Origin of the sequence: Solwaraspora sp. WMMA2101, from assembly GCF_049179175.1 — a bacterium.
Classification (GTDB): domain Bacteria; phylum Actinomycetota; class Actinomycetes; order Mycobacteriales; family Micromonosporaceae; genus Micromonospora_E.
Window position 1 is genome coordinate 3,517,217 of sequence record NZ_JBMHMA010000006.1, and the last position, 21,785, is coordinate 3,539,001.

General features: G+C 72.6%; 26 protein-coding genes. 12 read left to right on the forward strand and 14 right to left on the reverse strand.

The features are described 5' to 3' along the window. Nucleotides 1-38 precede the first annotated feature (38 nt). Nucleotides 39-557: a hypothetical protein gene (locus tag ACN28F_RS16810; RefSeq protein WP_289208878.1), complete on the reverse strand. Its 519-nt coding sequence runs from the start codon at nucleotides 555-557 to the stop codon at nucleotides 39-41. A 106-nt stretch (nucleotides 558-663) separates the two neighbouring features. After that, complete coding sequence (gene fdhD / locus ACN28F_RS16815; RefSeq protein WP_289208879.1) at nucleotides 664-1,545, reverse strand: formate dehydrogenase accessory sulfurtransferase FdhD; 882 nt, start codon at nucleotides 1,543-1,545, stop codon at nucleotides 664-666. Nucleotides 1,546-1,816: 271 nt separating this feature from the next. On the opposite strand from fdhD, the gene ACN28F_RS16820 reads away from it, so the two are divergent. Next, nucleotides 1,817-2,173 (forward strand): hypothetical protein, encoded by a 357-nt coding sequence (locus ACN28F_RS16820; RefSeq protein WP_289208880.1) that lies wholly within the window; start codon nucleotides 1,817-1,819, stop codon nucleotides 2,171-2,173. Between the two features lie 54 nt (nucleotides 2,174-2,227). After that, entirely contained in the window at nucleotides 2,228-2,479 is a 252-nt protein-coding gene (locus tag ACN28F_RS16825; RefSeq protein WP_289208881.1) for a hypothetical protein, read from the forward strand. Nucleotides 2,480-2,509: 30 nt separating this feature from the next. Here the strand turns inward: ACN28F_RS16825 and ACN28F_RS16830 are convergent, their stop codons facing one another. The 5 genes from ACN28F_RS16830 to ACN28F_RS16850 are packed head-to-tail and all read right to left on the reverse strand — an operon-like array spanning nucleotide 2,510 to nucleotide 5,411. Continuing rightward, nucleotides 2,510-2,926: a hypothetical protein gene (locus ACN28F_RS16830; protein ID WP_421358584.1), complete on the reverse strand. Its 417-nt coding sequence runs from the start codon at nucleotides 2,924-2,926 to the stop codon at nucleotides 2,510-2,512. Beyond that, nucleotides 2,926-3,210 (reverse strand): hypothetical protein, encoded by a 285-nt coding sequence (locus tag ACN28F_RS16835; protein WP_421358586.1) that lies wholly within the window; start codon nucleotides 3,208-3,210, stop codon nucleotides 2,926-2,928. Before ACN28F_RS16835 ends, ACN28F_RS16830 begins: the two co-directional genes overlap by 1 nt. A gap of 39 nt (nucleotides 3,211-3,249) precedes the next feature. Further along, nucleotides 3,250-3,603: a VOC family protein gene (locus tag ACN28F_RS16840; protein WP_289208884.1), complete on the reverse strand. Its 354-nt coding sequence runs from the start codon at nucleotides 3,601-3,603 to the stop codon at nucleotides 3,250-3,252. Between the two features lie 51 nt (nucleotides 3,604-3,654). Continuing rightward, nucleotides 3,655-4,128, reverse strand: coding sequence for a hypothetical protein (locus ACN28F_RS16845; protein ID WP_289208885.1), 474 nt, complete (start codon nucleotides 4,126-4,128; stop codon nucleotides 3,655-3,657). Continuing rightward, nucleotides 4,125-5,411 (reverse strand): molybdopterin-dependent oxidoreductase, encoded by a 1,287-nt coding sequence (locus ACN28F_RS16850; protein ID WP_421358589.1) that lies wholly within the window; start codon nucleotides 5,409-5,411, stop codon nucleotides 4,125-4,127. Before ACN28F_RS16850 ends, ACN28F_RS16845 begins: the two co-directional genes overlap by 4 nt. Nucleotides 5,412-5,560: 149 nt before the next feature. On the opposite strand from ACN28F_RS16850, the gene ACN28F_RS16855 reads away from it, so the two are divergent. Then, nucleotides 5,561-6,625, forward strand: coding sequence for an NAD-dependent epimerase/dehydratase family protein (locus ACN28F_RS16855; RefSeq protein ID WP_289208887.1), 1,065 nt, complete (start codon nucleotides 5,561-5,563; stop codon nucleotides 6,623-6,625). Nucleotides 6,626-6,640: 15 nt separating this feature from the next. On the opposite strand, the gene ACN28F_RS16860 is transcribed toward ACN28F_RS16855, so the two are convergent. Further along, on the reverse strand, nucleotides 6,641-8,029 hold the full coding sequence (locus ACN28F_RS16860; protein ID WP_421358591.1) for a hypothetical protein: 1,389 nt from the start codon (nucleotides 8,027-8,029) through the stop codon (nucleotides 6,641-6,643). A gap of 145 nt (nucleotides 8,030-8,174) precedes the next feature. On the opposite strand from ACN28F_RS16860, the gene ACN28F_RS16865 reads away from it, so the two are divergent. The 5 genes from ACN28F_RS16865 (at nucleotide 8,175) to mobA (ending at nucleotide 12,781) form a co-directional block, all read left to right on the forward strand. Beyond that, the gene (locus ACN28F_RS16865; protein ID WP_421358593.1) at nucleotides 8,175-8,849 is read left to right on the forward strand and encodes a glycosyltransferase family 2 protein; all 675 of its coding nucleotides are present in this window, start codon (nucleotides 8,175-8,177) and stop codon (nucleotides 8,847-8,849) included. After that, on the forward strand, nucleotides 8,846-9,547 hold the full coding sequence (locus ACN28F_RS16870) for a TIGR04282 family arsenosugar biosynthesis glycosyltransferase (RefSeq protein ID WP_289208890.1): 702 nt from the start codon (nucleotides 8,846-8,848) through the stop codon (nucleotides 9,545-9,547). Before ACN28F_RS16865 ends, ACN28F_RS16870 begins: the two co-directional genes overlap by 4 nt. Further along, nucleotides 9,544-10,209 (forward strand): class I SAM-dependent methyltransferase, encoded by a 666-nt coding sequence (locus tag ACN28F_RS16875; RefSeq protein ID WP_421358595.1) that lies wholly within the window; start codon nucleotides 9,544-9,546, stop codon nucleotides 10,207-10,209. Before ACN28F_RS16870 ends, ACN28F_RS16875 begins: the two co-directional genes overlap by 4 nt. 315 nt (nucleotides 10,210-10,524) lie before the next feature. After that, nucleotides 10,525-12,090 (forward strand): DUF1996 domain-containing protein, encoded by a 1,566-nt coding sequence (locus ACN28F_RS16880; RefSeq protein ID WP_421358597.1) that lies wholly within the window; start codon nucleotides 10,525-10,527, stop codon nucleotides 12,088-12,090. 70 nt (nucleotides 12,091-12,160) lie between these two features. Further along, on the forward strand, nucleotides 12,161-12,781 hold the full coding sequence (mobA, locus tag ACN28F_RS16885) for a molybdenum cofactor guanylyltransferase (RefSeq protein WP_421358599.1): 621 nt from the start codon (nucleotides 12,161-12,163) through the stop codon (nucleotides 12,779-12,781). A 3-nt stretch (nucleotides 12,782-12,784) separates the two neighbouring features. On the opposite strand, the gene ACN28F_RS16890 is transcribed toward mobA, so the two are convergent. After that, nucleotides 12,785-13,012, reverse strand: coding sequence for a winged helix-turn-helix domain-containing protein (locus ACN28F_RS16890; protein WP_289208893.1), 228 nt, complete (start codon nucleotides 13,010-13,012; stop codon nucleotides 12,785-12,787). 27 nt (nucleotides 13,013-13,039) lie between these two features. After that, nucleotides 13,040-13,393: a helix-turn-helix transcriptional regulator gene (locus tag ACN28F_RS16895; RefSeq protein ID WP_289208894.1), complete on the reverse strand. Its 354-nt coding sequence runs from the start codon at nucleotides 13,391-13,393 to the stop codon at nucleotides 13,040-13,042. A gap of 98 nt (nucleotides 13,394-13,491) precedes the next feature. Here ACN28F_RS16895 and ACN28F_RS16900 point away from each other — a divergent pair, with 98 nt between their 5' ends. Further along, nucleotides 13,492-13,794 carry a DUF6457 domain-containing protein gene (locus ACN28F_RS16900; RefSeq protein ID WP_289208895.1) on the forward strand — a complete coding sequence of 101 codons (303 nt, stop codon included), beginning with the start codon at nucleotides 13,492-13,494 and terminating at the stop codon, nucleotides 13,792-13,794. On the opposite strand, the gene ACN28F_RS16905 is transcribed toward ACN28F_RS16900, so the two are convergent. Next, nucleotides 13,772-16,042, reverse strand: coding sequence for an FdhF/YdeP family oxidoreductase (locus tag ACN28F_RS16905; RefSeq protein ID WP_289208896.1), 2,271 nt, complete (start codon nucleotides 16,040-16,042; stop codon nucleotides 13,772-13,774). The genes ACN28F_RS16900 and ACN28F_RS16905 overlap by 23 nt on opposite strands. Before the next feature lie 168 nt (nucleotides 16,043-16,210). Here ACN28F_RS16905 and ACN28F_RS16910 point away from each other — a divergent pair, with 168 nt between their 5' ends. Next, nucleotides 16,211-17,329, forward strand: a complete 1,119-nt coding sequence (locus tag ACN28F_RS16910) for a T3SS (YopN, CesT) and YbjN peptide-binding chaperone 1 (RefSeq protein WP_421358602.1) — start codon at nucleotides 16,211-16,213, stop codon at nucleotides 17,327-17,329. A gap of 69 nt (nucleotides 17,330-17,398) precedes the next feature. Here ACN28F_RS16910 and ACN28F_RS16915 read toward each other — a convergent pair whose 3' ends face one another. Further along, nucleotides 17,399-17,866: an Lrp/AsnC family transcriptional regulator gene (locus ACN28F_RS16915; RefSeq protein ID WP_282229482.1), complete on the reverse strand. Its 468-nt coding sequence runs from the start codon at nucleotides 17,864-17,866 to the stop codon at nucleotides 17,399-17,401. A 68-nt stretch (nucleotides 17,867-17,934) separates the two neighbouring features. On the opposite strand from ACN28F_RS16915, the gene ddaH reads away from it, so the two are divergent. Beyond that, nucleotides 17,935-18,765: a dimethylargininase gene (gene ddaH / locus ACN28F_RS16920; RefSeq protein ID WP_421358604.1), complete on the forward strand. Its 831-nt coding sequence runs from the start codon at nucleotides 17,935-17,937 to the stop codon at nucleotides 18,763-18,765. Between the two features lie 70 nt (nucleotides 18,766-18,835). On the opposite strand, the gene ACN28F_RS16925 is transcribed toward ddaH, so the two are convergent. Further along, nucleotides 18,836-20,041: an ABC transporter substrate-binding protein gene (locus tag ACN28F_RS16925; RefSeq protein ID WP_289208898.1), complete on the reverse strand. Its 1,206-nt coding sequence runs from the start codon at nucleotides 20,039-20,041 to the stop codon at nucleotides 18,836-18,838. Between the two features lie 244 nt (nucleotides 20,042-20,285). Between ACN28F_RS16925 and ACN28F_RS16930 the strand changes: the two genes are divergently transcribed. Further along, nucleotides 20,286-20,915, forward strand: a complete 630-nt coding sequence (locus ACN28F_RS16930; protein WP_289208899.1) for a bacterial proteasome activator family protein — start codon at nucleotides 20,286-20,288, stop codon at nucleotides 20,913-20,915. Between the two features lie 38 nt (nucleotides 20,916-20,953). Here the strand turns inward: ACN28F_RS16930 and ACN28F_RS16935 are convergent, their stop codons facing one another. Then, nucleotides 20,954-21,784, reverse strand: a complete 831-nt coding sequence (locus ACN28F_RS16935; RefSeq protein ID WP_289208900.1) for an HAD family hydrolase — start codon at nucleotides 21,782-21,784, stop codon at nucleotides 20,954-20,956. Nucleotide 21,785 lies beyond the last annotated feature (1 nt).

Genomic DNA, 21,785 nt, shown 5'->3' on the forward strand with positions numbered 1-21,785 from the left:
GCTCTGATGCGCCGGCGCGGGCTGCCCGGGTGCGGTGGTCACCTGCTGGCCACAGACCGAGCATCTACCTCTTGGCGCCACGAACGGACTCCTTCCGGGATCTGGTAGTCCGGGTACGGGTCCTCGTTGGGCTCCCCTGCGATGCCGCCGGGTCCGGTGGTCGAGGTCGCCCGGAGGAAGACGGCGCTGCCGTCCCGGCAGGTGATCTTCACGCCGGACGGAGACATGTGCACGCCAGGGAAGGCGCACGGCTCCCACGACGTGAACTCCTCAGGGCGCGCGAAGTCCAACAACTGCACGGCGAACGCCAACGTGCGACGCGCCCGCTCACGCGGTGCCGGCATCTCGGCCGGTAACGCCGCCGATGCGGGCGCGGGCTTGCCTGCGGCAGCCCACAGCATCCCGGTCGATCCGGTCGAGTAGTAGACCCGTACCCCGGCCGGTGAGTTGCCACCGGGCTCGGAGTCCTGCCCGTACCGCCGGACGTCGGTGATGTCCGGGTGCTTGCTGCTCTGGAACAGTGCTTCGAGCACGCCCAGGACTTCGGCGACCTGCATGGCCCGCGTCTCCGATCTTGGCTGTCTGCGCTGTTCAGCGCCGGCAAGTCTAGACGCGGTCGGGATCTTGTGGGGGCTGCCGCGCCCGTCGTGGCCGGCAGTCTGGTCAACCCAGGGGCTGCGCCAGCCGGTCCGCGCCGGCGTAGACGTTCATCGTCGCGTCGCGCAGGAACCCGACCAGGGTCATCCCCGCCTCCTCGGCGAGGGCGACCGCCAGACTGCTCGGCGCGGAGATCGCGGCCAGCACCGGGATGCCGGCCATCCACGCCTTCTGGGTGAGCTCGAAACTGGCCCGGCCGGAGACCAGCAGCAGATGACCCCGCAGCGGCAGCAGCCCTTCCCGGGCGGCCCAGCCGATCACCTTGTCGACGGCGTTGTGCCGGCCGACGTCCTCGCGGACCACGCGTACCTGCCCGTCGGCGGTGAACAGACCGGCGGCGTGCAGCCCGCCGGTGCGGTCGAAGCCCTGCTGGGCGGCGCGCAGCCGGTCCGGCAGCGCGGCGAGCAGCCACGGGTCGAGTTCGAACCGGTCGGCGGCGACGTCGAACCGGGACCGGGTGCGCACCGCGTCGATGCTCGCTTTGCCGCACACCCCGCACGAACTGGTCGTGTAGAAGTTGCGGGCCGGGTCCGTCTCCGGCGGCGGCACGTGCCCGGCGAGGGTCACGTCGACGACGTTGTACGTGTTCGGCGTGTCGGTGCCGGCGCACAGTTGAGCGGTCACCACGTCGTCGGCCGCCCCGATCAGCCCTTCGGTGAGCAGAAAACCGATCGCCAGGTCGATGTCGTTGCCCGGCGTACGCATGGTGACCGCCAGCGGACGCCGCCGGGCCGGTCCGGCCGGCCCGACCCGGATCTCCAGCGGCTCCTCCCCGGCGACGGTGTCCATCCGGCGTACCTGCCGCGTCGATCTGCCCGTGCCGGCGGCGCCACTGCCGTCGCCGACCTCGATCCGCAGCACCGTGCGGCGCTCACTCGCCCTGCCCATGCCACCCATCCTGCCGCCGACCTCGGTCGACAGCCCACCGGTCCGACGCGTCCCGGCTGGCGGGACACCGGCGGCGGATGTGGCCGGCGGTGTCCCGCCGGCGGTGCGATGAGGCATCTGTGGTGCATCTGTGCGGCAGAGAGCCTCGCTCGGTGCCTCTCCCGTACGCTGGATCGCAGTCCGTGGATGCGTCGAGGTGCAGGACCGCTGGAGCGAGTCGAGGCCAAATCCGGTGGCCGACGTCGCAGCCCTGAGGAGAGTCAAGCCGATCATGAGTGACGAAGCGGGTCGTCTGTTCCGGGAAGCGTGGATCGCCGGAGTCCGCAGGCACTACCCGGGGGAACCGAAGCCCGGGTACGTGGCCTCGTGGGACACCACCCCGGAGTGGGAGCGGCAGGCGGCGGCTGCCGTGTGCGGTCAGATCCGTGACTTCGTACGGGTCAGCTCGGGGGCGACCGCGAAGCTGAGTCGGGAGCAGAAGGGCCGGTTCGTCGCTCTGTGCTGGATCGCGCAGATTCACAAGCACTTCGACGACCCGAAGCCGTCGTACGTCGCCGACTGGGACGCGCTGCCTCGCTGGCAGCAGGAGACCGACGCCGACATCTTCGAGTACGTCGCGGCGAGTTAGCTGGCAGCACGCCGCCGGAAGCGCTGGCGGTATACCTACCGAAGGGCTCGGGCGATGACGGTGAAACGCTCAATCGACATCCCCGACGATGTCGCCCAGTGGCTCGACGGACAACCCAACGCCAGCGCCGCCATCACCGCAGCCCTACGCGCTCAGATGGCCGGCACCCAACTTGACGAGGTGCTGCGCCGCGCCGGCATCGAGGTCACCGGTGCGGGCAAGAGCCGCTGGCGCGACCGCCTGGCGGCACCCATCTCTGTCGAAGCCCTTGCCGAGGGACGGCGCATGCTCGACGGGGCGGTGTGAGCGTCGAGCCGATCGCCGTGGCCAGCCGGGTCAGATGTCGTCGGCCGGAATGGAGTGGACCTGGTCATCGGGAACCACCGTCGGCGTCAGGTGCGGTTCGCTGGTGAGGTAGTAGGCGCCGTGGTCGAGCGCGGCCCACACCGCGTGGGCGCGGGCGAGGTCGCCCTTGACGAGAGGGGCGATCGCGGCCGCGTCGGACGCCTCACCGGCGTCCAGCGGCAGCACCGCGACGCTGGGCAGGGTGGCCAGCACCCCGAGCCGGGCGCGGGCGGGCGCGTCGCTGACCCGGGTGTAGGCGTCGAGCAACGCCACGGCGGGCAAACCGGTGTACGCGCCGTCGTCGGCGATCTCGACCAGCAACTCCCCGACGTGCACGTGCCCTCGGGCGTAGGACAACATCGCGGACGTGTCGAGCACGGCGCGGATCTCGACGTCTTCGTGGGCCATCAGGCGGCGGTGTCGTCGGCCGGCCAGGTGCCTGCGCGCACCATGTCCCGGCGGCGCTGATTCTCCGCCCGCTGCTCAGCGGTCAGCTGCGGCAACGCGCCCCGGACCCGGTCACGGCCGGCGTCGGTGACCTCGATACCCACCGTCCGCAGCATCTCCACCGTCGCGGCGGCCCGATTCATCCGTGCACGCACCGCTTCAGTCACCGCAGCCGAAACGTTCTCCTCCCGGTCCAGGTACGCGGCGACGTCGTCGGGCAGGCTCACCGTCACACGCTTAGTCATACTCGGATCATACTCGCGTCGGGAGCGTTGCCGAGGTCGCTAGTCGAATTCGAGGCAGAACGGGTGGCCGGCGGGGTCGGCGTACACCCGGAAGCCCGGCTCGACGTCGGAGAGCTTGGTGGCACCGAGCGCGAGCACGGCCTGCTCCGCACGGTCGATGTCGTCGACCCGCACGTCCAGGTGGATCTGCTGCGGCCGGGCCGGGTCCGGCCAGCGGGGCGGCTGGTGGTCGGGGGCGTGCTGGAAACTGATCCGTGGGCCGTCGCCGGCGGAGATGTCGATCCAGCTGCCGTCGACCCGGGTGATCTCGTACCCGAGCAGCTCACAGTAGAACCGGGCCAGCCGCTGCGGGTCCGGGCAGTCGAGCACGATCGCCGAGAGTCGTCCGATCATCGGGTCAGGCTACCGCCGCCGCCGGGGCTGCGCTGCGCAAGCACGCGCGGCCTACCCGGCCCGCCGCCGAGCCCGGTGCAGCGTCAGCCGGGCGGCGGCCAGCAGGCCGCTGGCGGCGAACATCGCCGCGCTGACCAGCAGCCAGCGGCGTAGGTACGGCTCCTGGGTCAGGCCCGTGGCGCGGGTGAAGGCACCGTCGCCGAGCCGCAGGATGCCCGGCAGGTACACGAGGAACAGCAGCGCCGTGCCGAGCGTCGGGACCCGGACGTGGTTCACTATCGCCCGCCGTACGGCCGGTCGGAGCCGGCCGCCGATGCCGGCGACGGCGACCAGGACCCGGTCGGCCGCTGCCGCGAGCGGATAGAGGATCAGGTCGTGGGCGACGACCGCGGCCACGAACCAGACCGCCATCCGTACGGCGGTGGCCTCACCGGACAGGCGCGCGACGACCCATCCGGTGACGGTGAAGCAGCCGACCAGCAGCGGCAGCTGCCAGAGCGGTGCGCCGTACCCGAGCCGGGTCATCGGCGCGACCCCTGGAACTCGATGGCGCGCACCCACTTGGTGCACCGCACCCCGGGCAGGGCGGGCACGATGATCCGGGCCGGGAAGCCGTGGTCCGCCGACAGATCGACCCCGTTGACCCGCAGGGCCAGCAGCGAGTCACCGTCGAGGACCTGGTTGCGCTGCAGGATCGCCGTGTTGAACAGCCCGCCGCGCTGGATCGAGCGGACCAGGGCCGCCGTCGGCTCCGGCACCCCGGCGAGGGCGGCGAGGTCACGCAGCCGTACGCCGGTCCAGGTCTGCAGCGTCGACCAGCCCTCCACGCAGGCGATCGGCAGCCGGGCGGTGTGCAGCGGCATGGCGAGCAGCTGGTCGCGGTCCAGCCGTACCGTCCGGCCGGCGGCGTCGCGCAGCTCCAGCCGCCACGCCGGGCCGGTGTCGGCGGGCCGGATGCCGGCGGCGACCGCCGTCCGGTTGACCGGGAAGCCGTTCGGTCCGTCGTCGGGTTGCCGCCCCCGGGGCAGTAGGAACGCGAGTCGCCGCCACGGGCCGTCGAGGCTCTGCCCGACCGTCGTCACGCCGAGCAGCAGCGACCCGCCGCCGGTCAGGGCGAGCAGCCCGCGCCGGCTGATGGTCGCCGGACCGGGGCGCGGGGCGACCAGCTCGTCGGGCTCGACCCGGCCGGTTCGGGACCGCAGTACGGCGATCATCCGGGGCAGTTTGAGTGCGACGTGGACGACGAACGCGGCGGTGAACACCCAGGCCCCGAAGTAGTGGGCGGTGTAGAAGTCGAAACCGAACAGGTACGCGTACTGCACGTTGAGCACGCCGGTGACGGTCTGGAACAGGATGCCGCCGACGAGCAGGAGCAGCGAGAGGCGTTCCAGCGCGTGTGCCGCCGAGCGGACCGGCGGCCAGGCGAACAGCTTCGGAATCACCGACCAGAGTTTGACCAGGATCACCGGGATCAGTGCGATGCCGAGGGCGACGTGCAGGCCCTGACTGACCCGGAACAGCCAGGAGGGTCGGGTCGGCCAGTCGACGTACGGCAGCCGCAGCCAGCCCACGTCGGCCGGCATCGCCTGCGGTCCGTAGGCGACGTGGTCGAGCAGCCCGGTGACGACGACCAGCGGCAGACCGACCAGCAGTACGGCACCGAGGACCGAGGTCAGCCAGGCACCGCGCAGCGGGCTGCGCCACCGGACGAGCGCGGTGCCGCCGGCAGCCTCCGTGGCATCGGCAGCCTGCGTGGTGCCGGCCGCACCGACGGGCGGCGGTGCGGGTGCGGGTTCGTCGACGGGCACGATCGTCTCCTCAGGACGGTCTCGGTACCGACCGGTGCCTGCAGGCTATGCGCCGCAGCCGGCGACGATGGCCGCTCCGGCGCTTACGGATTCCTTACGCGGCCCCGTTGGCGGTGCTCGCCGACCGCGACCGGCCATACGGTGACCGGATGCGGATTCTGCTCACCGGCGCGGCCGGGTTCATCGGCTCGCACATCGCCGACCTGCTGGCCGACGACGGGCACGACGTGCTGGCGGTGGACGCGCTGCTGCCGCAGGCCCACGATGGCGAGCCTCCCGAGTGGACCAGCCGGCACGACCTGGTGCGGGGCGACGTCCGCGACGGCGAGCTGCTCGACCGGCTGCTGACCGGCGTGGACGCCGTCTGCCACCAGGCGGCGATGGTGGGCCACGGCCTCGACCCGTCGGACGCGCCGGGCTATGCGGGCCACAACGACTACGGCACCGCCGTCCTGCTCGCCGCGATGCACCGGGCCCGGGTGACCCGGCTGGTGCTGGCCAGCTCGATGGTCGTGTACGGCGAGGGCCGGTACACCTGCGCCCGGCACGGCATCGTACGGCCGCAGCCACGCCGCCCGGCGGACCTGGCCGCCGGCCGGTACGACCCGGGCTGCCCACACTGCGGCGACGCGTTGTCGTGGGCGACGGTCCCGGAGGACGCCCCGCTGGAGCCGCGCAGCACGTACGCGGCGACGAAGCTCGCCCAGGAGCACCTGGCGGCGGCGTGGGCCCGTCAGACCGGCGGCGGCTGCTGGGCGCTGCGCTACCACAACGTGTACGGCCCTCGGATGCCGCGCGACACCCCGTACGCCGGGGTGGCCTCGATCTTCCGGTCGGCGCTGGCTGACGGCCGGCCGCCACAGGTGTTGGAGGACGGTCGGCAGCAGCGTGACTTCGTCCACGTCGCCGACGTCGCGCGGATCAACGTCCGAGCGTTGGTCGCCGAGCCGCCGGTGGGCGACCTGGTGCCGTTGAACGTCTGCTCCGGCGAGCCACGGACCGTCGGCGAACTGGCCGGGACGCTGGCGACCGCGATGGGCGGACCCGCACCGGTGGTCGTCGGCGGCGCGCGGGCGGCCGACGTACGGCACGTGGTGGCTGATCCCCGCCGGGCCACCGAGCTGCTCGGCTTCACCGCGAGCGTCCGGTTCGCCGACGGGGTGGCGGCGTTCGCCACCGATCCGCTGCGGGCACCGGCGGTCGGCGTCGGCTGAGCCGCCGCCCGCTGGTCAGGAGAAGGTGAGCAGCAGGTGGTTGACCGCCAGCGCGGTCGCCGCCTGCCCGGCCAGCCACCAGCGGTGGGTACGTGCCGGCAGGTGGGCGGTGGCGATCAGCAGCCAGACGACGAACGGCAGCCAGATCCGTTCGACCTCGGCCTTGCTCAGCCCGGACAGGTCGGCCGCGACGATCGCCAGCGCGGCGGTGAGCGGCAGCAGGATCGTGGGCCGGGTCGCGGCGTACCGCCATCCGCGCGCCACCGTGCCGTCGCCGGCCGGGCCGCGCCAGGCGTGGCGGGCCGCGACGATCGTGCGGCGCAGCGCCGGGCCGGTGACCAGCCCGGCGGAGAGCAGCATCGCGGCCAGGTTCGCCCACACCCAGTAGGCGTACGGACGTTCGGCGGCCCACCCCTGGTAGTAGCGCACCACGACCAGCTGGTAGCCGTCCCACCACCAGAAACCGGCGGCGGTGAAGGCGGCGACCACGGCGGCGACCCCGGCTGCGGCGGTGAGCAGCGCCGGCAGGAACCGGCCCGGCCGTAGCACCAGCACCGCGACGGCGAGCAGTCCGATCAGGACGAACCCGTACGACAGGTAGAGCGCGAAGCCGAGCAGGATGCCACCGGCGAGCGGCGCGACCGGATGCCGGGCGGCGAGCAGCGCCAGCCCGGCGGCGACGACACCGGTGAAGACGCCGTCGCCGGAGGCACCGATCCAGACCGCTCCGGGCAGTAGCACCAGGAACGGCAGTACGGCGCGGGCGGCGTCGGCCGCACCGAGCCAGCGCAGCGCCGCCGGGATCGACACCACCATGGTCGCGCCGATCAGGATGCAGGCCATACCGGCGGCGGCTCCACCGCCGAGGCCGATGCGGTCCAGCCAGACGAAGACCAGCAGCGCGCCGGGGGGATGGCCGGCGGTGTGCGTCGACCACGATTCCGGCTGGAAGTCGACGATCCGGCCGCTGAAGCCGGCCAGCATGGCCGGGATGTCGGTGATCCGGTGTACCTCGTGCAGGTACTCCGCCTGGTTGGTGAGCCGCCTGGCGACTCCGGCGGACCAGCCGTCGACCAGGGCCAGGGCCAGGGTCCAGGCGACGGCGGCGAGGTAGCCGGCCCCGAGCAACGGACCCCAGCGGGCGGTCCGCGCCCACCGTACGCCCCAGATGATCACCACGGCCGCGACCGCGACCGCGACCGGCGTACCCCAGCCGACGTGTGGCCGCCAGAAGGCGTAGATCGGGGCGGTCTCGGCGTAGAGGCCGACGCCGCGCCGGTTGAGGACCACCCCGACGACCACGGCGGTGGCGATCAGGGCCAGTTCGACACCGAGCACGACCCAGTCGGCGCGGGCGGGCCGCCGCACCTTGGTCGGCGAGGAAGACGAGGAAGACGAGGACATGATGGCGCACCGTACGGCCTGCGGTGGGCCTGTCGGTGGGTGGCGACGCGGCCGTAAGCAAGCCGTAAGAACCGACCGTCGCGTAAGGATTCCGTAAGCACTGACGGGCCACCGTACGGTGGTGGCGCGCCCTAGCGTCGGCGGTATGCCGACACCGATCGACGTGGTGCTGCCCTGCCTCGACGAGGCTGCCGCCCTGCCCGGCGTACTTGCCGCCCTGCCGCCCGGCTACCGGGCGATTGTCGTCGACAACGGTTCCCGGGACGGTTCGCCGCAGGTGGCTGCCGCCCACGGGGCCTGGGTCGTGCACGAGCCCCGTCGCGGCTACGGCGCGGCCGTCCACACCGGGCTGTTGGCCGCCGAGACCGAGCTCGTCTGCGTCCTGGACGCGGACGGCTCGTTCGATCCGCGGCAACTTCCGGCGCTGGTCGAGCCGGTGGCGGCCGACCGGGCGGAGCTGGCCGTCGGCCGTCGCCGACCGGTCTCGGTGTCGGCCTGGCCCTGGCATGCCCGCGTCGGGACCGCGCTGGTCGCGGCCCTGCTGCGGCACCGGGGCGTACCGCTGCGTGATCTGAGCCCGATCCGGGTGGCCCGCCGGCGGGCGCTGCTGGACCTCGGGGTCGCCGACCGGGCGTTCGGCTACCCGTTGGAGCTGCTGGTCCGGGCGGCCGGTGCCGGCTGGCGGATCGTCGAGCTGGATGTCCGGTACGCGCCACGGGCGGCCGGCACCCGGTCGAAGGTCTCCGGCTCCGTGCGGGGCACGTACCGCGCGACCCGCGACTTCGTCGGGGTGCTGCGTACGGTGGGCAACTCCCGGTGACCGTGCTGCTGGTGATGGCGAAGTCGCCGGTCGCCGGGCTGGTGAAGACCCGGCTCTGCCCACCGGCGACGCCGACCGAGGCGGCCCGGATCGCGGCGGCGGCGCTGCTGGACACGATGGCTGCGGTACGGGACACCGCCGGGGTCGAGCCGGTGCTGGCCCTGGCCGGCCGGTTCGCCGACGCCGACGTCACCGCCGGAACGGCCGCCGAGTTGACGGCGGCGACCGCCGGCTGGCGGGTGCTGGTGCAGCGCGGGTCGGGGCTCGCCGACCGGTTGGCGAACGCGCACGCCGACGTGGCGGACGCCTGGCCGGGGCGGCAGGTGCTGCAGATCGGGATGGACACGCCACAGCTGACGCCCGCGCGGTTGGCGTCGGCCGTCGACCGGTTGACCGAGGCCGGTGCGGTGCTCGGCCCGGCCGCCGACGGCGGCTGGTGGGCGCTGGGCCTGCGGGATCCACGCGACGCTGACGCGCTGCGGGCCGTACCGATGTCCACTGCCCGGACCGGACGACGCACCTGGCTCGCCTTGGTCGGGCGCGGCCTGGCCCCGGTACGCCTGCCGGTGCTGCGCGACGTCGACGAGTGGCCCGACGCGGTGGCGGTGGCGCGAGGTGTCCCCGGCAGCCGGTTCGCCCGCCAGGTCGCGGCGGTGCGGCGGTGCCGGCCGGCGATGTCCGCCGAGGCCGATCGGTGACCGTCGGCGTCCGGCAGCGGGCCGGCGACAGCGGCTTCGTGGCCCCGCTCGGCGCCGTCGTGCCCGGTGGGCACTGGCTGGTGCAGGGCGACGGGACACGGTCACGGCTGCCGGTACGGCGGTGGCACGGTGCCGCCGAGCCGGCGGTCGACGCGGTGGTGGCCCGCTGCGGCGGGCCGACGATCGATCTGGGCTGCGGGCCGGGTCGGGTCACCGCGGCGCTGGCCCGGGCGGGGGTGACCGCCCTCGGGGTCGACGTTTCGGCGCAGGCGGTCGCCTCGACCCGGTCCCGTGGCGTGGTCGCGACCCACCAGGACCTGTTCGACCGGCTGCCCGGCGAGGGCCGCTGGGCGCACGCCGTCCTGCTCGACGGCAACATCGGCATCGGCGGCGACCCGGTTGCCCTGCTGCGCCGCTGCCGCGCACTGATCCACCATCGAGGGTCCGTACTGGTCGAGCTGGAGCCACCCGGCGTGGGGGTGTGGCGGGGGCAGGCGTACGTGGCCGCTGTGGCCCGGCGGGGCCGGCCCCGGCCGGGGCCGGTCTTCCAGTGGGCGCGCCTGGACGTCGTGGCGGTGCGGGACACGGCCGCCGACAGCGGTCTGACCGTCGGTGACCTGTTCAGCATCGACGGACGGTGGTTCGGGGAGCTGCGGCCCTAGGTATTACCGGGTGCTTACGTGCCGCCGGATCACCGACCCCCACACCTGCCCACCGCGTACCCACCAGCGCAACCGGCAGTCGTCGCGGCTGCCGGAGACATGTGGCGCAAGGTAGGGAGAAGCGCGAATGAGAACATCACCGGGCCGGTTCCGATCGATCGGAACCGGCAAGGCCCGAGCCGTCACGTTGTCGATCGCCGTGGTGAGCCTCGGCGCTGTCGCGACGGTCACCTTCGTCTCCGGTGGCGGGCGCAACACCGCCGCCGCCGAGGTCGGCCTGGACGACTTCGTCCGCATCAGAACGTCGCACCGAACGTGGTCGCGATCCCGCCCGGCCGCAACGCGTCCACCGGCGTGTTCACCGTCGACTGCGGAGTGAACGCCAACGGCAAGTTCAGCTCCGACAACCCGGTGGCGCAGCCCGGCATCAGCCACGGCGCGGAGCACCTGCACGACTTCGTCGGCAACCTGGCGATCACCGCCGACACCAGCGACGAGGCGTTGGCCGCTTCCGACACGACGTGCCGCAACGGCGACCGGTCGTCGTACTTCTGGCCGGTGGTCCGGATCGACCGGTCCGTCCGGGACCAGGCCGCAGACCCCGGCCCGGCGACGGTCGCCTGCCCACGGGCCATCGACCGGTTGCCGTCGGTGCCGTCCCCGGCGGTCGTCGAGGTCCGGCGCGGCCTGATCGCGCTCGACGAGCAGATCGCCGAGGCGAACCGGCGGCTGGCCGGCAGCGAGGGCATCGACGTGCGCCGCAACAACGCGGTGCTGGACTGGCTGCGGGTCCGCCGCGCCGAGACCCTGAAGCGGATCGCCACCGAACTCGGCCGGCACGGTGCCCGGCCGACCGGGATGGTGTCGATGGTCGACTGTGCCGTGTACTACGGCGGGACGCACGGCGGACACTCCGGTGGCGCGGCGACGGTGAGTCCACTCGCCACGCCTACGGTGGACTGCCCCGGGGTCCGGGACCGGCTGCCCGCGGTGCCGCCGCAGGCGGTCGCCGAGGTGGACCGGAACCTGCAGCTGCTGGACCAGCAGATCGCCGAGGCCAACGCACGTCTGGTCAGCACGGCCGGGCAGGGCGGCCCGAACTTCATCGACAACGCGATCCTGGGGCCGCTGCGGGACAAGCGGTTCGCCACGCTCGACCGGATCGAGATCGCGATCGGCCGCAACGCCGCGCGGCCGACCAACCTGACCCCACTGGCCGGCTGCACCCTGGCCGGCAACCCCAACGGGGGCGGCAACGGCAACAACAACGGCAACGGCGGTGCCGGCCAGGGCGGGGAGGCGGCGGAGCTGCCGGTGCCGTCCGGTCCGAACCTGGAGCTGCCCGGTAACACCGGCGAGATCGTCCGCCCCGCCGAGGTACGCATCGAGTACCGGGGTAACCCCACCAGCAAGGTCACCCCGATGCCCCGGTTCCTGCGCGCGCTGACCGGTGACTCGAAGCCGATCAGCCGGTGCCCGGCGAACGCCCGTAACAGCTGGACCTGTGCCGGCTTCGCCGACCGGCTCGCCGGCAAGTACCCGATCTGCCCGGACGGCAGCCAGGTCCTGCGGGTGCACGACTTCCCGGGCTGCTGGGACGGCGAGAACATTGACAGTGAGAACCACCGGTCGCACCTGTCGTTCGCCGACGCCACCACCGGGGCCTGCCCGAGCGGCTTCGTGGCGATCCCCCAGCTGCGCATCACCATCGCGTACGACATCCCGCGCGACGTCCAGCTCAACGGCCAGTATCTGCTCGACTCCTTCCCGGAGGAGGACCACAACCCGTTCTCGGACCACAACGACTTCATCAATGTGAACTCCGAGAAGCGGATGCGGAAGATCGCCAAGTGCATCAACACCGGCCGTAGCTGTCGGTGACCCGTACCGCCGGTCGGCCGCCCGCCCAGCAGAACCTCGACGGGGCGGGCGGTCGACTACGGTGGACGGGATGACCGGATTCGCGGCGGTGGTGCTGACCGGCGGGGCCGCGCGCCGGATGGGCGGCGTGGACAAACCAGCCGTACCGGTGGGTGGGGTGGCCATGCGGGACCGGGTGCTCGCGGCCGTCGCGGCCGCCGACCCACGGATCGTCGTGGGCCCGCTCGCCGACCCACCGCCGGGTGTCCTGGCGGTACGCGAGGAGCCGCCCGGCGCCGGTCCGGTGGCCGCCACCGCCGCCGGCCTGGCCGCGCTCGCCCCGAGCACCGCCACCACCAGCGGCGACCTGGTTGCGGTGCTCGCCGGTGACCTGCCGCTGCTCACCCCGCACGCGGTGGAACTGCTCGTCGTCGCCGTCCGGCAACGCGACGTCGACGGGGCGCTGTACGTCGACGACACCGGCCGACGGCAGCTGCTCTGCGGAGTGTGGCGCACCGCCCGGCTGTGCGACGCCGTCAGCCGGCTCGCCGTAGCGCGCGGTGGCGTACTTGCTGGGGCGTCGATGCGGGCGTTGTTCGCCGACCTGGCCGTCGCCGAGGTGACCTGGCGCGACACCGGCCCGCCACCGTGGTTCGATTGCGACACCGACCGCGACGTCCGGCAGGCGCAGGAGTGGACCGGATCTAGCTAGGGCTCACTTGGGTTCGGCGACGAACACGCCGACGCCGTGAGCGCTCTCGACCAGGCCCTCAGTGCGCAGGGCATGCATTGCGTAGCGGATCACCGAGTCCGAGATGTCGTGCTCGGCCTTGAGCTGGGCAGTTGACGGGAGCTTGTCGCCTGGCTGCAACTCGCCGCTCCTGATCTGAGCGCGAATGTGGTCGGCAAGCTTCTCCCACGCGCCCTCGTGCCGGCCGGGCACAAGTAAGGATGTCGGTTTCCTGCCGGATCAGTCCTCGCGCTGGCTCGGCCGGTTGGCAGCGATCCAGGCCGCCACCTCGTCGCGACTCCAAATGCGCATCCGGCCGTTGCCCACCACATCGATCGGCTCGGGGAATCCCGGCCGGCGGACGATCTCCACCGTCCTGGTTCGCGACACGCCGCCGAGCATCGTAGCGATGTCTGCCAGGGCGACGAGCTTCACGCCCTGAACGTAGCGGTAGACCGGAAGTGGACGTATCAGGGCTGGTGCTGGCTGACCGGCTATGCGATCGACATCGACGGAAACGCCGCCGAGCGGCGGGAGATATTCGTACAGCGTCGTGGGCTCTACCGACTGCCCGCACGCCAGACGTCTGAGCATCGATCGAGGAGTGCAATGATCACCGAGAGGAAGCACGGATGACGTGGACGGGCCACACCTCGATGCTCCGTAGCCGAACCGGTGACAGGGAGTCAGGGATGAGTGACACGATGGACGAGTGGGTGGCGGTTGCCACCGCCGAACTCGGGCTCGACCCGGGTGACGTGCCGGTGCCGGTGGTGCTGGACCTGGCCCGCGACGTGGCGCACAACGTGCTGCGCCCCGGCGCGCCGGTCACCGCGTACCTGCTGGGGTTGGCGGTTGGTCGTGGCGCCGACCCGGTCGAAGCCGGCACCCGGCTGGCCGCGCTGGCCCGCGCCTACGGCGGCGGCGAGGCCGGGCCGAGTCCAGGTGAGGTCAGTCCGGCGCCAGGTGAGGTCAGGCCCGCTCCAGGCGGATGATGATCTGCTTCGACGTCGGGGTGTTCGAACCTGCGGCCGTCGAGTCCAACGGCACCAGCACGTTCGCCTCCGGGAAGTACGCCGCCGCGCAGCCGCGCGCCGTCGGGTAGCTGACCGCCCGGAACGCCTTCGCCCGGCGTTCGACCTGGTCGGACCACTCCGATACCAGGTCGACGACGTCACCGTCGGCGACCCCGAGCGCGGCCAGGTCGTCCGGGTGCACGAAGACCACCCGCCGTCCGCCCCGGATGCCCCGGTAACGGTCGTCGAGCCCGTAGATCGTGGTGTTGTACTGGTCGTGGCTGCGCATCGTCTGCAGCAGCAGCCGACCCGGCGGCACCTCGATCACCGTCAACGGGCTCACCGTGAACGCGGCCCGGCCCGACGGCGTGGCGAAGGTGCGCCGGTCGCGCGGCGGGTGCGGCAGGACGAAACCGTCCGGCTCGGCGACCCGGCGTTCGAAGTCGGCGAAGCCCGGCACCGCCCCGGCGATGGTGGCCCGGATCGTCGCGTAGTCGGCCTGGTACGCCTCCCACGGCACCGGCGAGTCGGGCAGCGTGGCGCGGGCCAGCCGGGCGACGATCGCCACCTCGGAGAGCAGGTGGTCGCTGGCCGGGGCGAGCCGGCCCCGGGAGGCGTGCACCGCCGACATCGAATCCTCGACGGTGACGAACTGCTCGCCACCGGGCTGCCGGTCCCGTTCGGTGCGGCCCAGGCAGGGCAGGATCAGTGAGGTCCCACCGGGCACCACGTGCGAGCGGTTCAGCTTCGTCGACACGTGCACGGTCAGCGCACACGAGGCCAGGGCGGCCTCGGTCACGGCGGTGTCCGGGCTGGCGGCGGCGAAGTTGCCGCCGAGGGCCATGAAGACGCGGACGTCGCCGTCGCGCATCGCCCGGATCGCGCCGACGGTGTCCAACCCGGTCGCGGTCGGCATCGGTACGCCGAGTTGCCGGCCCAGCGCCGGCAACCAGGCCGGCGGCTCGTGCCAGATGCCCATGGTCCGGTCGCCCTGCACGTTCGAGTGCCCACGGACCGGGCACAACCCGGCACCGGGCTTGCCGATCATGCCGCGCAGCAGCTGCACGTTGACGATCTCGCGGATCGCGTCGACCGAGTCCTGCCGCTGGGTCAGCCCCATCGCCCAGCAGACGATGGTCGCCTCGGAGTCGGCGAACAGCTTCGCGACCTCGACGATCTGGGCCCGGTCCAGCCCGGTGGCGGCGGTCACGGTCGGCCAGTCCACCTGGGCGCGGGCGGCACGGTAGTCGGCATACCCGCTGGTGTGGGTGTCGACGAAGTCGGTGTCGACCGCGTCGGTGGCGACCAGCAGCGCGCCGATCGCCTGGAACAGCGCCAGGTCGCCGCCGATGCGGATCTGCAGGAAGTGGTCGGCCAGCGGGGTGCCGGCACCGACCAGGCCGCCGGGGCGTTGCGGGTTGCGGAACCGGATCAGCCCGGCCTCGGGCAGCGGGTTGACCGCGACGATGGTGGCCCCGTCGCGTTTGGCCCGTTCCAGGGCCGACAGCATCCGGGGGTGGTTGGTGCCGGGGTTCTGCCCGACCACCACGATCAGCTTGGCCCGGTGCAGGTCGTCGAGGGTCACCGAGCCTTTGCCGATGCCGATGGTGCTCAGCAGTGCGACGCCGGACGACTCGTGGCACATGTTGGAACAGTCCGGCAGATTGTTGGTGCCGAGTGACCGGGCGAACAGCTGGTAGAGGAACGCGGCCTCGTTGGAGGTGCGGCCGGAGGTGTAGAAGGCGGCCCGGTCCGGAGAGTCGAGTGCCCGCAGCTGGTCGGCGATCAGCCCGAACGCCTCGTCCCAGTCGATCGGCGTGTAGTGGTCGGCACCGGGCCGGCGGACCATCGGGTGGGTGAGCCGGCCCTGCTGGCCGAGCCAGTGGTCGGAGCGGGTGGCGAGTTCGCTGATCGGGTGGGCGGCGAAGAACTCCGGGGTGACCCGGCGCAGGGTCGCCTCCTCGGCGACGGCCTTGGCTCCGTTCTCGCAGAACTCGGCGTGGGCGCGGTGCTTCGCGGCCGGCTCCGGCCAGGCACAGCCGGGGCAGTCGAAGCCGCCGGGCTGGTTGACCCGGGCCAGGGTGAGCGCGGTACGGCGTACCCCCATCTGTGCGACGCCGGCGCGCAGCGCGTGGGTGACGCCCGGCAGCCCGGCCGCGCTGGTCGCCGGCTCACCGACGGTCAGGTCGCGGTCACCGGCGTCGTCTCGAGGGGCGGAACGGGCCATGCTGCCAGCCTCTCACGGCCGGCGACCGGCGGGCTACATCGGAAAGCGCAGGCCAGCGGCGGTACGGCGGGGTCGTCGTGACGATGGCGGCAATCCGACCGCCGCTGGGGCTAGCCGGCATGGTGGCTCACCTGGGTAGGGTGTGCGCACAGTGGGACTGAGTTGATCATGGTGGGGGAGCAGGTGCCGGGGACAGCAGACCAGGTGAGCGGGGACCAGACGACTGGGGACCAACCAGCGGCGCCCGAGCCGCTCCTGCTCGACGAGCCGAGCACGGCCGACCTGCGGGAGAAGGTGACCCAGGCGTGGCGTGACTTCGCCGCCGCGCTCGCCGCGACGCTGCCGACCCTGCCGGCCGGCGGCCAGGTGGAGCTCACCCTCGACCCGACCGCGTCCGGCACCGGGGACGCGATCTACTCGGTGGGCGTACGGATCGGCCTGCAGGACCGGCTGAACGCCTCGGCGGTCAGCAACGCGACCCTGCCGGCGGAGTACCGGATGAACCGGGACGCGGTGGCCGAGCTGGTCGCGCTGGGCTGGTCCCCGCCGGGCGTGGTGGCCGGGTCGGGGGACAACTTCGGGCTGACCACGACCACCGCCGACGTGAGCCGGCTGGCCTCGGTGATCACCCACACGCTGCGTCAGGTGTACGGCGCACCGCATCCGGCGTTCGTCGTCTACGCGGTGCACGACGCCAACGACGAGCCGATCGAGGTGGAGCCGCTGGGTACCGCCCGGCCGCAGTCGTCGATCGGTGACACCTTCGGGCTGCCCACCGACGACGATCTCGTCGGCACCGGCGACGACGTCGACCCGGCCGACGCGCTGCCACTCGACGACCAGGTCCGCACGGTCGTCGCGACGATGATGCGCAGTACGCCGGAGCACCTGCACGTCGACGCCGACGGCGACATCGGCATCCGGGCCGGCTCGGCGATGGTCTTCGTCCGGATCCGCGACAATCCGCCGCTGGTGGACGTCTTCTCGCCGGTGCTGACCGAGGTGGAGCCGACCGAGCAGCTGTACGTGAAGCTCTCCGAGTTGACCAACCGGATGCCGATCGGGCGGCTGTACTGCACCAACGACACCGTCTGGGCGTCGATCCCGGTGTTCGGCCGCAACTTCCAGGCGACCCATCTGATGCTCGCCGTCCAGGTGATGACCGGGCTGGCCGACGAGCTGGACGACCGGCTGCATGGCGAGTTCGGCGGCAAGCGGTTCTTCGGCGACGGGGACAAGCCGTCGCGCGGCGACACCGGCGGTCACCGTACCGGCATGTATCTCTGACGCCGGCGTGTGTCTCTGACGCCGGCCGGTGTCTCTGACGCCGGCCGGTTGCCGCCGCTGGCGGACAGGTCAGGCCGGCTGGTCGGGGACGGCCACCGGCGGCGGGGCGTCGACCAGCCGGGACAGCACGATCATGCTGCGCGTGGAGGTGACGAACGACTCGGCGCGCAGCCGTTCGAGGGCCTGTTCCAGGTGGGCGATGTCGGCGGCGCGCAGGTGCACCAGGGCGTCGGCCTGGCCGCTGACCGTGTAGGCGCCGACGACCTCCGGATGGCGGCGGGTGGCGGCGGCGAGCTGCGCCGGGGTGGTCCGTCCGGTGCAGTACAGCTCGACGAACGCCTCGGTGGTCCAGCCCACCGCCGCCGGGTCGACCACGGCGGTGAAACCCCGGATCACGCCGGCCGCCCGGAGCCGGTCCACGCGGCGTTTGACCGCCGGCGCGGACAGCGACACCCGGGCCCCGATGTCGGCGTACGAGGAGCGGGCATCGGCCATCAGCGACGCAATGATCCGCTGGTCCACGGTGTCGATCTGCAACGTTCGACCCTTCACGCGCAACGATCGTGGCTTCTTATTGTGTAACAGCGTACCTACTCTTGGTTCCCGTGACCGTCGCGCGTGCCGCCACCGACCCGTCGCGGGTCTACCTGATGTGCCCGCCCGAGCACTTCGGCGTCGAGTACGTGATCAATCCCTGGATGGACCCGCAGCAGCCGGTCGACGCCGAGCTTGCCCTCAAGCAGTGGCAGTGTCTGCGGGAGACGTTGACCGGGCTCGGCCACGAGGTCCACGTACTGCCGCCGCGACCCGGCCTGCCCGACATGGTGTACGCCGCCAACGGTGCGTTCACCGTCGACGGCACCGCGTACGGAGCCCGTTTCGCCCATCCCCAGCGGGCCGCCGAAGCGGGCGCACACCGCGACTTCTACCAGGACCTCGGCTGGCGCTACGTCCGACCGACCGAGACCAACGAGGGCGAAGGCGACTTCGCCTACCTGCCGACGGCGTACGGCGGAACGATCCTCGCCGGCTACGGCTTCCGCACCGACCCCGACGCGCACCGACGGGTGCAGGAGACGCTCGGCCGCCCGGTGGTGTCGCTGCGGCTGGTCGACCCGCTCTTCTACCACCTGGACACCGCGCTGGCCGTCCTCGACGACGAGAACGTCGCCTACTACCCTGCGGCCTTCTCCCCCGCCTCCCAACGGGTGCTGCGCCAACTCTTCCCGGACGCCCTGCTGGCCAGCCGTGCCGACGCGCTCGCCTTCGGGCTGAACCTGGTCAGCGACGGCCGGCACGTGGTGCTCAACGACGCGGCGACCGCGATGACCGCGAAGCTGGCCGCCGCCGGCTACCAGCCGGTCCCGGTGGAGTTCACCGAGCTGCACAAGGGCGGCGGCAGCGTGAAATGCTGCGTCGCCGAGCTCCGCGGCTGAGCCGTCGCGCTGCCACGACCCCGCTGCGGCCGGGTCGCCGACCCCGCTGCGGCCGGGTCGCCGGGCCGGCTCAGCCGAGAGTGGCCAGCTCGGTGATCAGGACGTTCGACAGCACCGGGCCGTCGCGGAGCACCTCGCGCAGGTACCACTTCTGCTGCGGCGTACGTGGCTGGTTGAACTGCCACGGTCCGCGCGGGCTGTCGATCTGCCCGATCCGCCCGAGCGCCAGGTTCAGCTCCTGCGCCGTCACCCCGGCGCCGGCGGTACGGATCGCCTTGTCCAGCACGTGCGCCGCGTCGTACGACGCCATCGCGTACGTCGTCGGCGACGCCCCGTACCGCTTGCGGTAGCCACTGGCGAACCGCAGGTTGGCCGAGTTGTCCAGGTCGGCGGAGTAGTTGAGCGCGGTGATGATCCCACTGGCCTCGTCGCCGAGCTGATCCACGACGTTGCCCTCGGTCAGGAAGCCCGGTCCGTAGATCGGCCCGTCGTAGCCGGCGTCGCGCAACTGCCGGACGAACTCGACAGCGGCGGTCCCGGTGAAGAAGCAGTACACCGCCTCCGGATCCCGGTCGACGACCTCCTCGATCGGTTCGGAGAACGTGTCCCGGCCCGGGTTCGGCGTCGAGTCCGCCCAGATCACCGGAGCCGAGATCCGCTCGTCACCGGTGCCGAAACCCTCCCGGAAACCCTGCACCAGGTCCCGGCCGGCCGGCTGGTCGGCAGCGACGATCGCGACCTCGCCGTCGTCGCTGATCTCTCGGGCCAGGTACGCGCCGAGGGCCAGACCGGCCTCGTCGGCCACGTACGACGTGCGCCAGATGTAGACGACGCTCTGCAGGTTGCGTGGGGAGGCGTTGGACCCGATCAGCGGCACCCGGGCCTCCTCCACCCGGTCCCGGATGGCGAGCATCACCGCGGAGTTGGCCACCCCGGTCAACGCGAGCACCTGCTGGCTCAGCAGCGACTCCACCGCCGCCAGCCCGGACTCTGCGGTCTCCCCCTCGTCGGCGATCACCAGGTCGACCGGCCGACCGCCGAAACGCCGATCGTTGTTGTCCAGGAACAGCTGGAAGCCGTTGAGCATCTCGTCGCCGATCGGCTTGTAGCCGCCGGTCTGCGGGACGATGAGGCCGATCCGTACCGGAACGTCGCTGACCAGGCCGTCATCGTCGGCCGAGTCGTCGCCCGTGCCGATGCTGCACGCGCTGGCCAGCCCGGTGGCGCCGAGCGCGGCCAGCAGCTTCAGAGCTTGCCGGCGGTCGATGTGGGGCACGGGGGGTCCTCTCGCAAGGGGTGCGACGGGGCTGGTCGACGGCCCATCCGGCGTTCTACCCGCTCGGCCGGGCGGCGTCAATGCTATGTGACTGACCAGGCGGCGCGGCCGACAGCCGGGGCCCGGGGCGGACCCGGCCAAGGCTAGCCGGCTTCCCCGGGGCGGACCGGTCAAGGCTAGCCGAGGCGGCGGGATCGGGGGACCGCCGAGCGGGCGGTGCGGATGCTGCGTCAAGATGGATGGCATGACCGATACACCAGAGGCCCCGGAAGTGACCGAAGAGTCCGCTGCGACCGGTGGCCGGCCCGGTGCGGTGGTGGTGGTCGGCCCGGACGGCCGACCGATCGGCACGGTCGGCACCGGTGCGGCCGGCGGTGCGGACGACGATGCCGCCGATCCGGACGACCCGTCGCGGCTGATCGAGCAGCCGGCCAAGGTGATGCGGATCGGCAGCATGATCAAGCAGCTGTTGGAGGAGGTTCGGGCCGCCCCGCTGGACGAGGCCAGTCGGCAACGGCTGCGTGAGATCCACCAGCGGTCGATCACCGAGCTGGAGGACGGGCTCGCCCCGGAGCTGCGCGAGGAGCTGGAGCGGATCTCCCTGCCGTTCGAGGACGGCGCGACGCCGAGCGAGGGTGAGCTGCGGGTCGCCCAGGCGCAGCTGGTCGGCTGGTTGGAAGGGCTGTTCCACGGCATCCAGGCGGCGCTGATGGCCCAGCAGATGGCGGCCCGGCTGCAGCTGGAGCAGATGCGTACCGGCAACCGGCCGGCGCTGCCGATGGGGCCGGGCGGGATGATCCCCGGCATGCCGGGTCAGCAGGGGCAGCCCGGGCAGCCCGGTGACGGTAGTTCCCGCACCGGCCAGTACCTCTGAGCCGGCCGCCGCTGCTGCTGCCGCTGCGCCGCTGCGCCTCAGGCTGACCGACGCTGCTGCCGCTGCGCCATGAGCTCCTCCAGGTAGGCGGCGACGCCGTCGTCGGCGTTGGACGCGGTCACCGCGTCGGCGAGGTCCCGTACCGTCGGGTGGGCGTTCGCCACGGCGACCGCCCGCCCGGCCCAGGTCAGCATCGGTACGTCGTTGGGCATGTCGCCGAAGGCGACCACCTCGGCGGCCGGCACGCCCAGCCGGGCACAGAGCCAGGCCAGCCCGGCGGCCTTGGTCACGCCGGCCGCCGAGATCTCCACCAGCCCGGACTTCGACGAGTGGGTGGCCTCGGCGATGCCGGCCAGCGCGCCGGCGACGATGCGGACGAACAGGTCCGGGTCGTCGTGACTGCTGCGGACCAGCAGTTTCACCGCCGGTGCGGCGAGCAGTTCCGCCGGGTCGGTGACGACCCGGGCGGTCGGATGGTCGCTGTTCCAGTGCTCCGGCCAGTCGACGCCGTGGCGCATCAGCCGGCCGTCCTCGACCTCGACGGCGAAGACGACGTCGGGCACCTCGGCCCGCAGCCGGCGGGCGACCTCGGCCATGATCTCCGGGGCGAGCGGGTCGGCGCGCAGCACCGTGTCGGTCTGCGGGTCGTAGACCACCGCGCCGTTTGCGCAGACCGCCGGTACGGGTTCACGCAGCTGCTCGTACACGGCGGGCAGCCAGCGCACCGGACGGCCGGTGACGAGCAGGATCTGCCCGCCGCTGGCCCGGAAGGCGTCGAGCGCAGCCGCGGTGCGGGCGCTGAGCGACTTATCGGGCCGCAGCAGTGTCCCGTCGAGGTCGGTGGCGACCACGCGTGGATGCACTTCCATC

Coding starts and splice junctions, on each gene's coding strand:
- ACN28F_RS16810 (WP_289208878.1), bottom strand. CDS start 557: ATGCAGGTCGCCGAAGTCCTGGGCGTGCTCGAAGCACTGTTCCAGAGC.
- fdhD (WP_289208879.1), bottom strand. CDS start 1,545: ATGGGCAGGGCGAGTGAGCGCCGCACGGTGCTGCGGATCGAGGTCGGC.
- ACN28F_RS16820 (WP_289208880.1), top strand. CDS start 1,817: ATGAGTGACGAAGCGGGTCGTCTGTTCCGGGAAGCGTGGATCGCCGGA.
- ACN28F_RS16825 (WP_289208881.1), top strand. CDS start 2,228: ATGACGGTGAAACGCTCAATCGACATCCCCGACGATGTCGCCCAGTGG.
- ACN28F_RS16830 (WP_421358584.1), bottom strand. CDS start 2,926: ATGGCCCACGAAGACGTCGAGATCCGCGCCGTGCTCGACACGTCCGCG.
- ACN28F_RS16835 (WP_421358586.1), bottom strand. CDS start 3,210: ATGACTAAGCGTGTGACGGTGAGCCTGCCCGACGACGTCGCCGCGTAC.
- ACN28F_RS16840 (WP_289208884.1), bottom strand. CDS start 3,603: ATGATCGGACGACTCTCGGCGATCGTGCTCGACTGCCCGGACCCGCAG.
- ACN28F_RS16845 (WP_289208885.1), bottom strand. CDS start 4,128: ATGACCCGGCTCGGGTACGGCGCACCGCTCTGGCAGCTGCCGCTGCTG.
- ACN28F_RS16855 (WP_289208887.1), top strand. CDS start 5,561: ATGCGGATTCTGCTCACCGGCGCGGCCGGGTTCATCGGCTCGCACATC.
- ACN28F_RS16860 (WP_421358591.1), bottom strand. CDS start 8,029: ATGTCCTCGTCTTCCTCGTCTTCCTCGCCGACCAAGGTGCGGCGGCCC.
- ACN28F_RS16865 (WP_421358593.1), top strand. CDS start 8,175: ATGCCGACACCGATCGACGTGGTGCTGCCCTGCCTCGACGAGGCTGCC.
- mobA (WP_421358599.1), top strand. CDS start 12,161: ATGACCGGATTCGCGGCGGTGGTGCTGACCGGCGGGGCCGCGCGCCGG.
- ACN28F_RS16895 (WP_289208894.1), bottom strand. CDS start 13,393: ATGCTCAGACGTCTGGCGTGCGGGCAGTCGGTAGAGCCCACGACGCTG.
- ACN28F_RS16900 (WP_289208895.1), top strand. CDS start 13,492: ATGAGTGACACGATGGACGAGTGGGTGGCGGTTGCCACCGCCGAACTC.
- ACN28F_RS16905 (WP_289208896.1), bottom strand. CDS start 16,042: ATGGCCCGTTCCGCCCCTCGAGACGACGCCGGTGACCGCGACCTGACC.
- ACN28F_RS16910 (WP_421358602.1), top strand. CDS start 16,211: ATGGTGGGGGAGCAGGTGCCGGGGACAGCAGACCAGGTGAGCGGGGAC.
- ACN28F_RS16930 (WP_289208899.1), top strand. CDS start 20,286: ATGACCGATACACCAGAGGCCCCGGAAGTGACCGAAGAGTCCGCTGCG.
- ACN28F_RS16935 (WP_289208900.1), bottom strand. CDS start 21,784: ATGGAAGTGCATCCACGCGTGGTCGCCACCGACCTCGACGGGACACTG.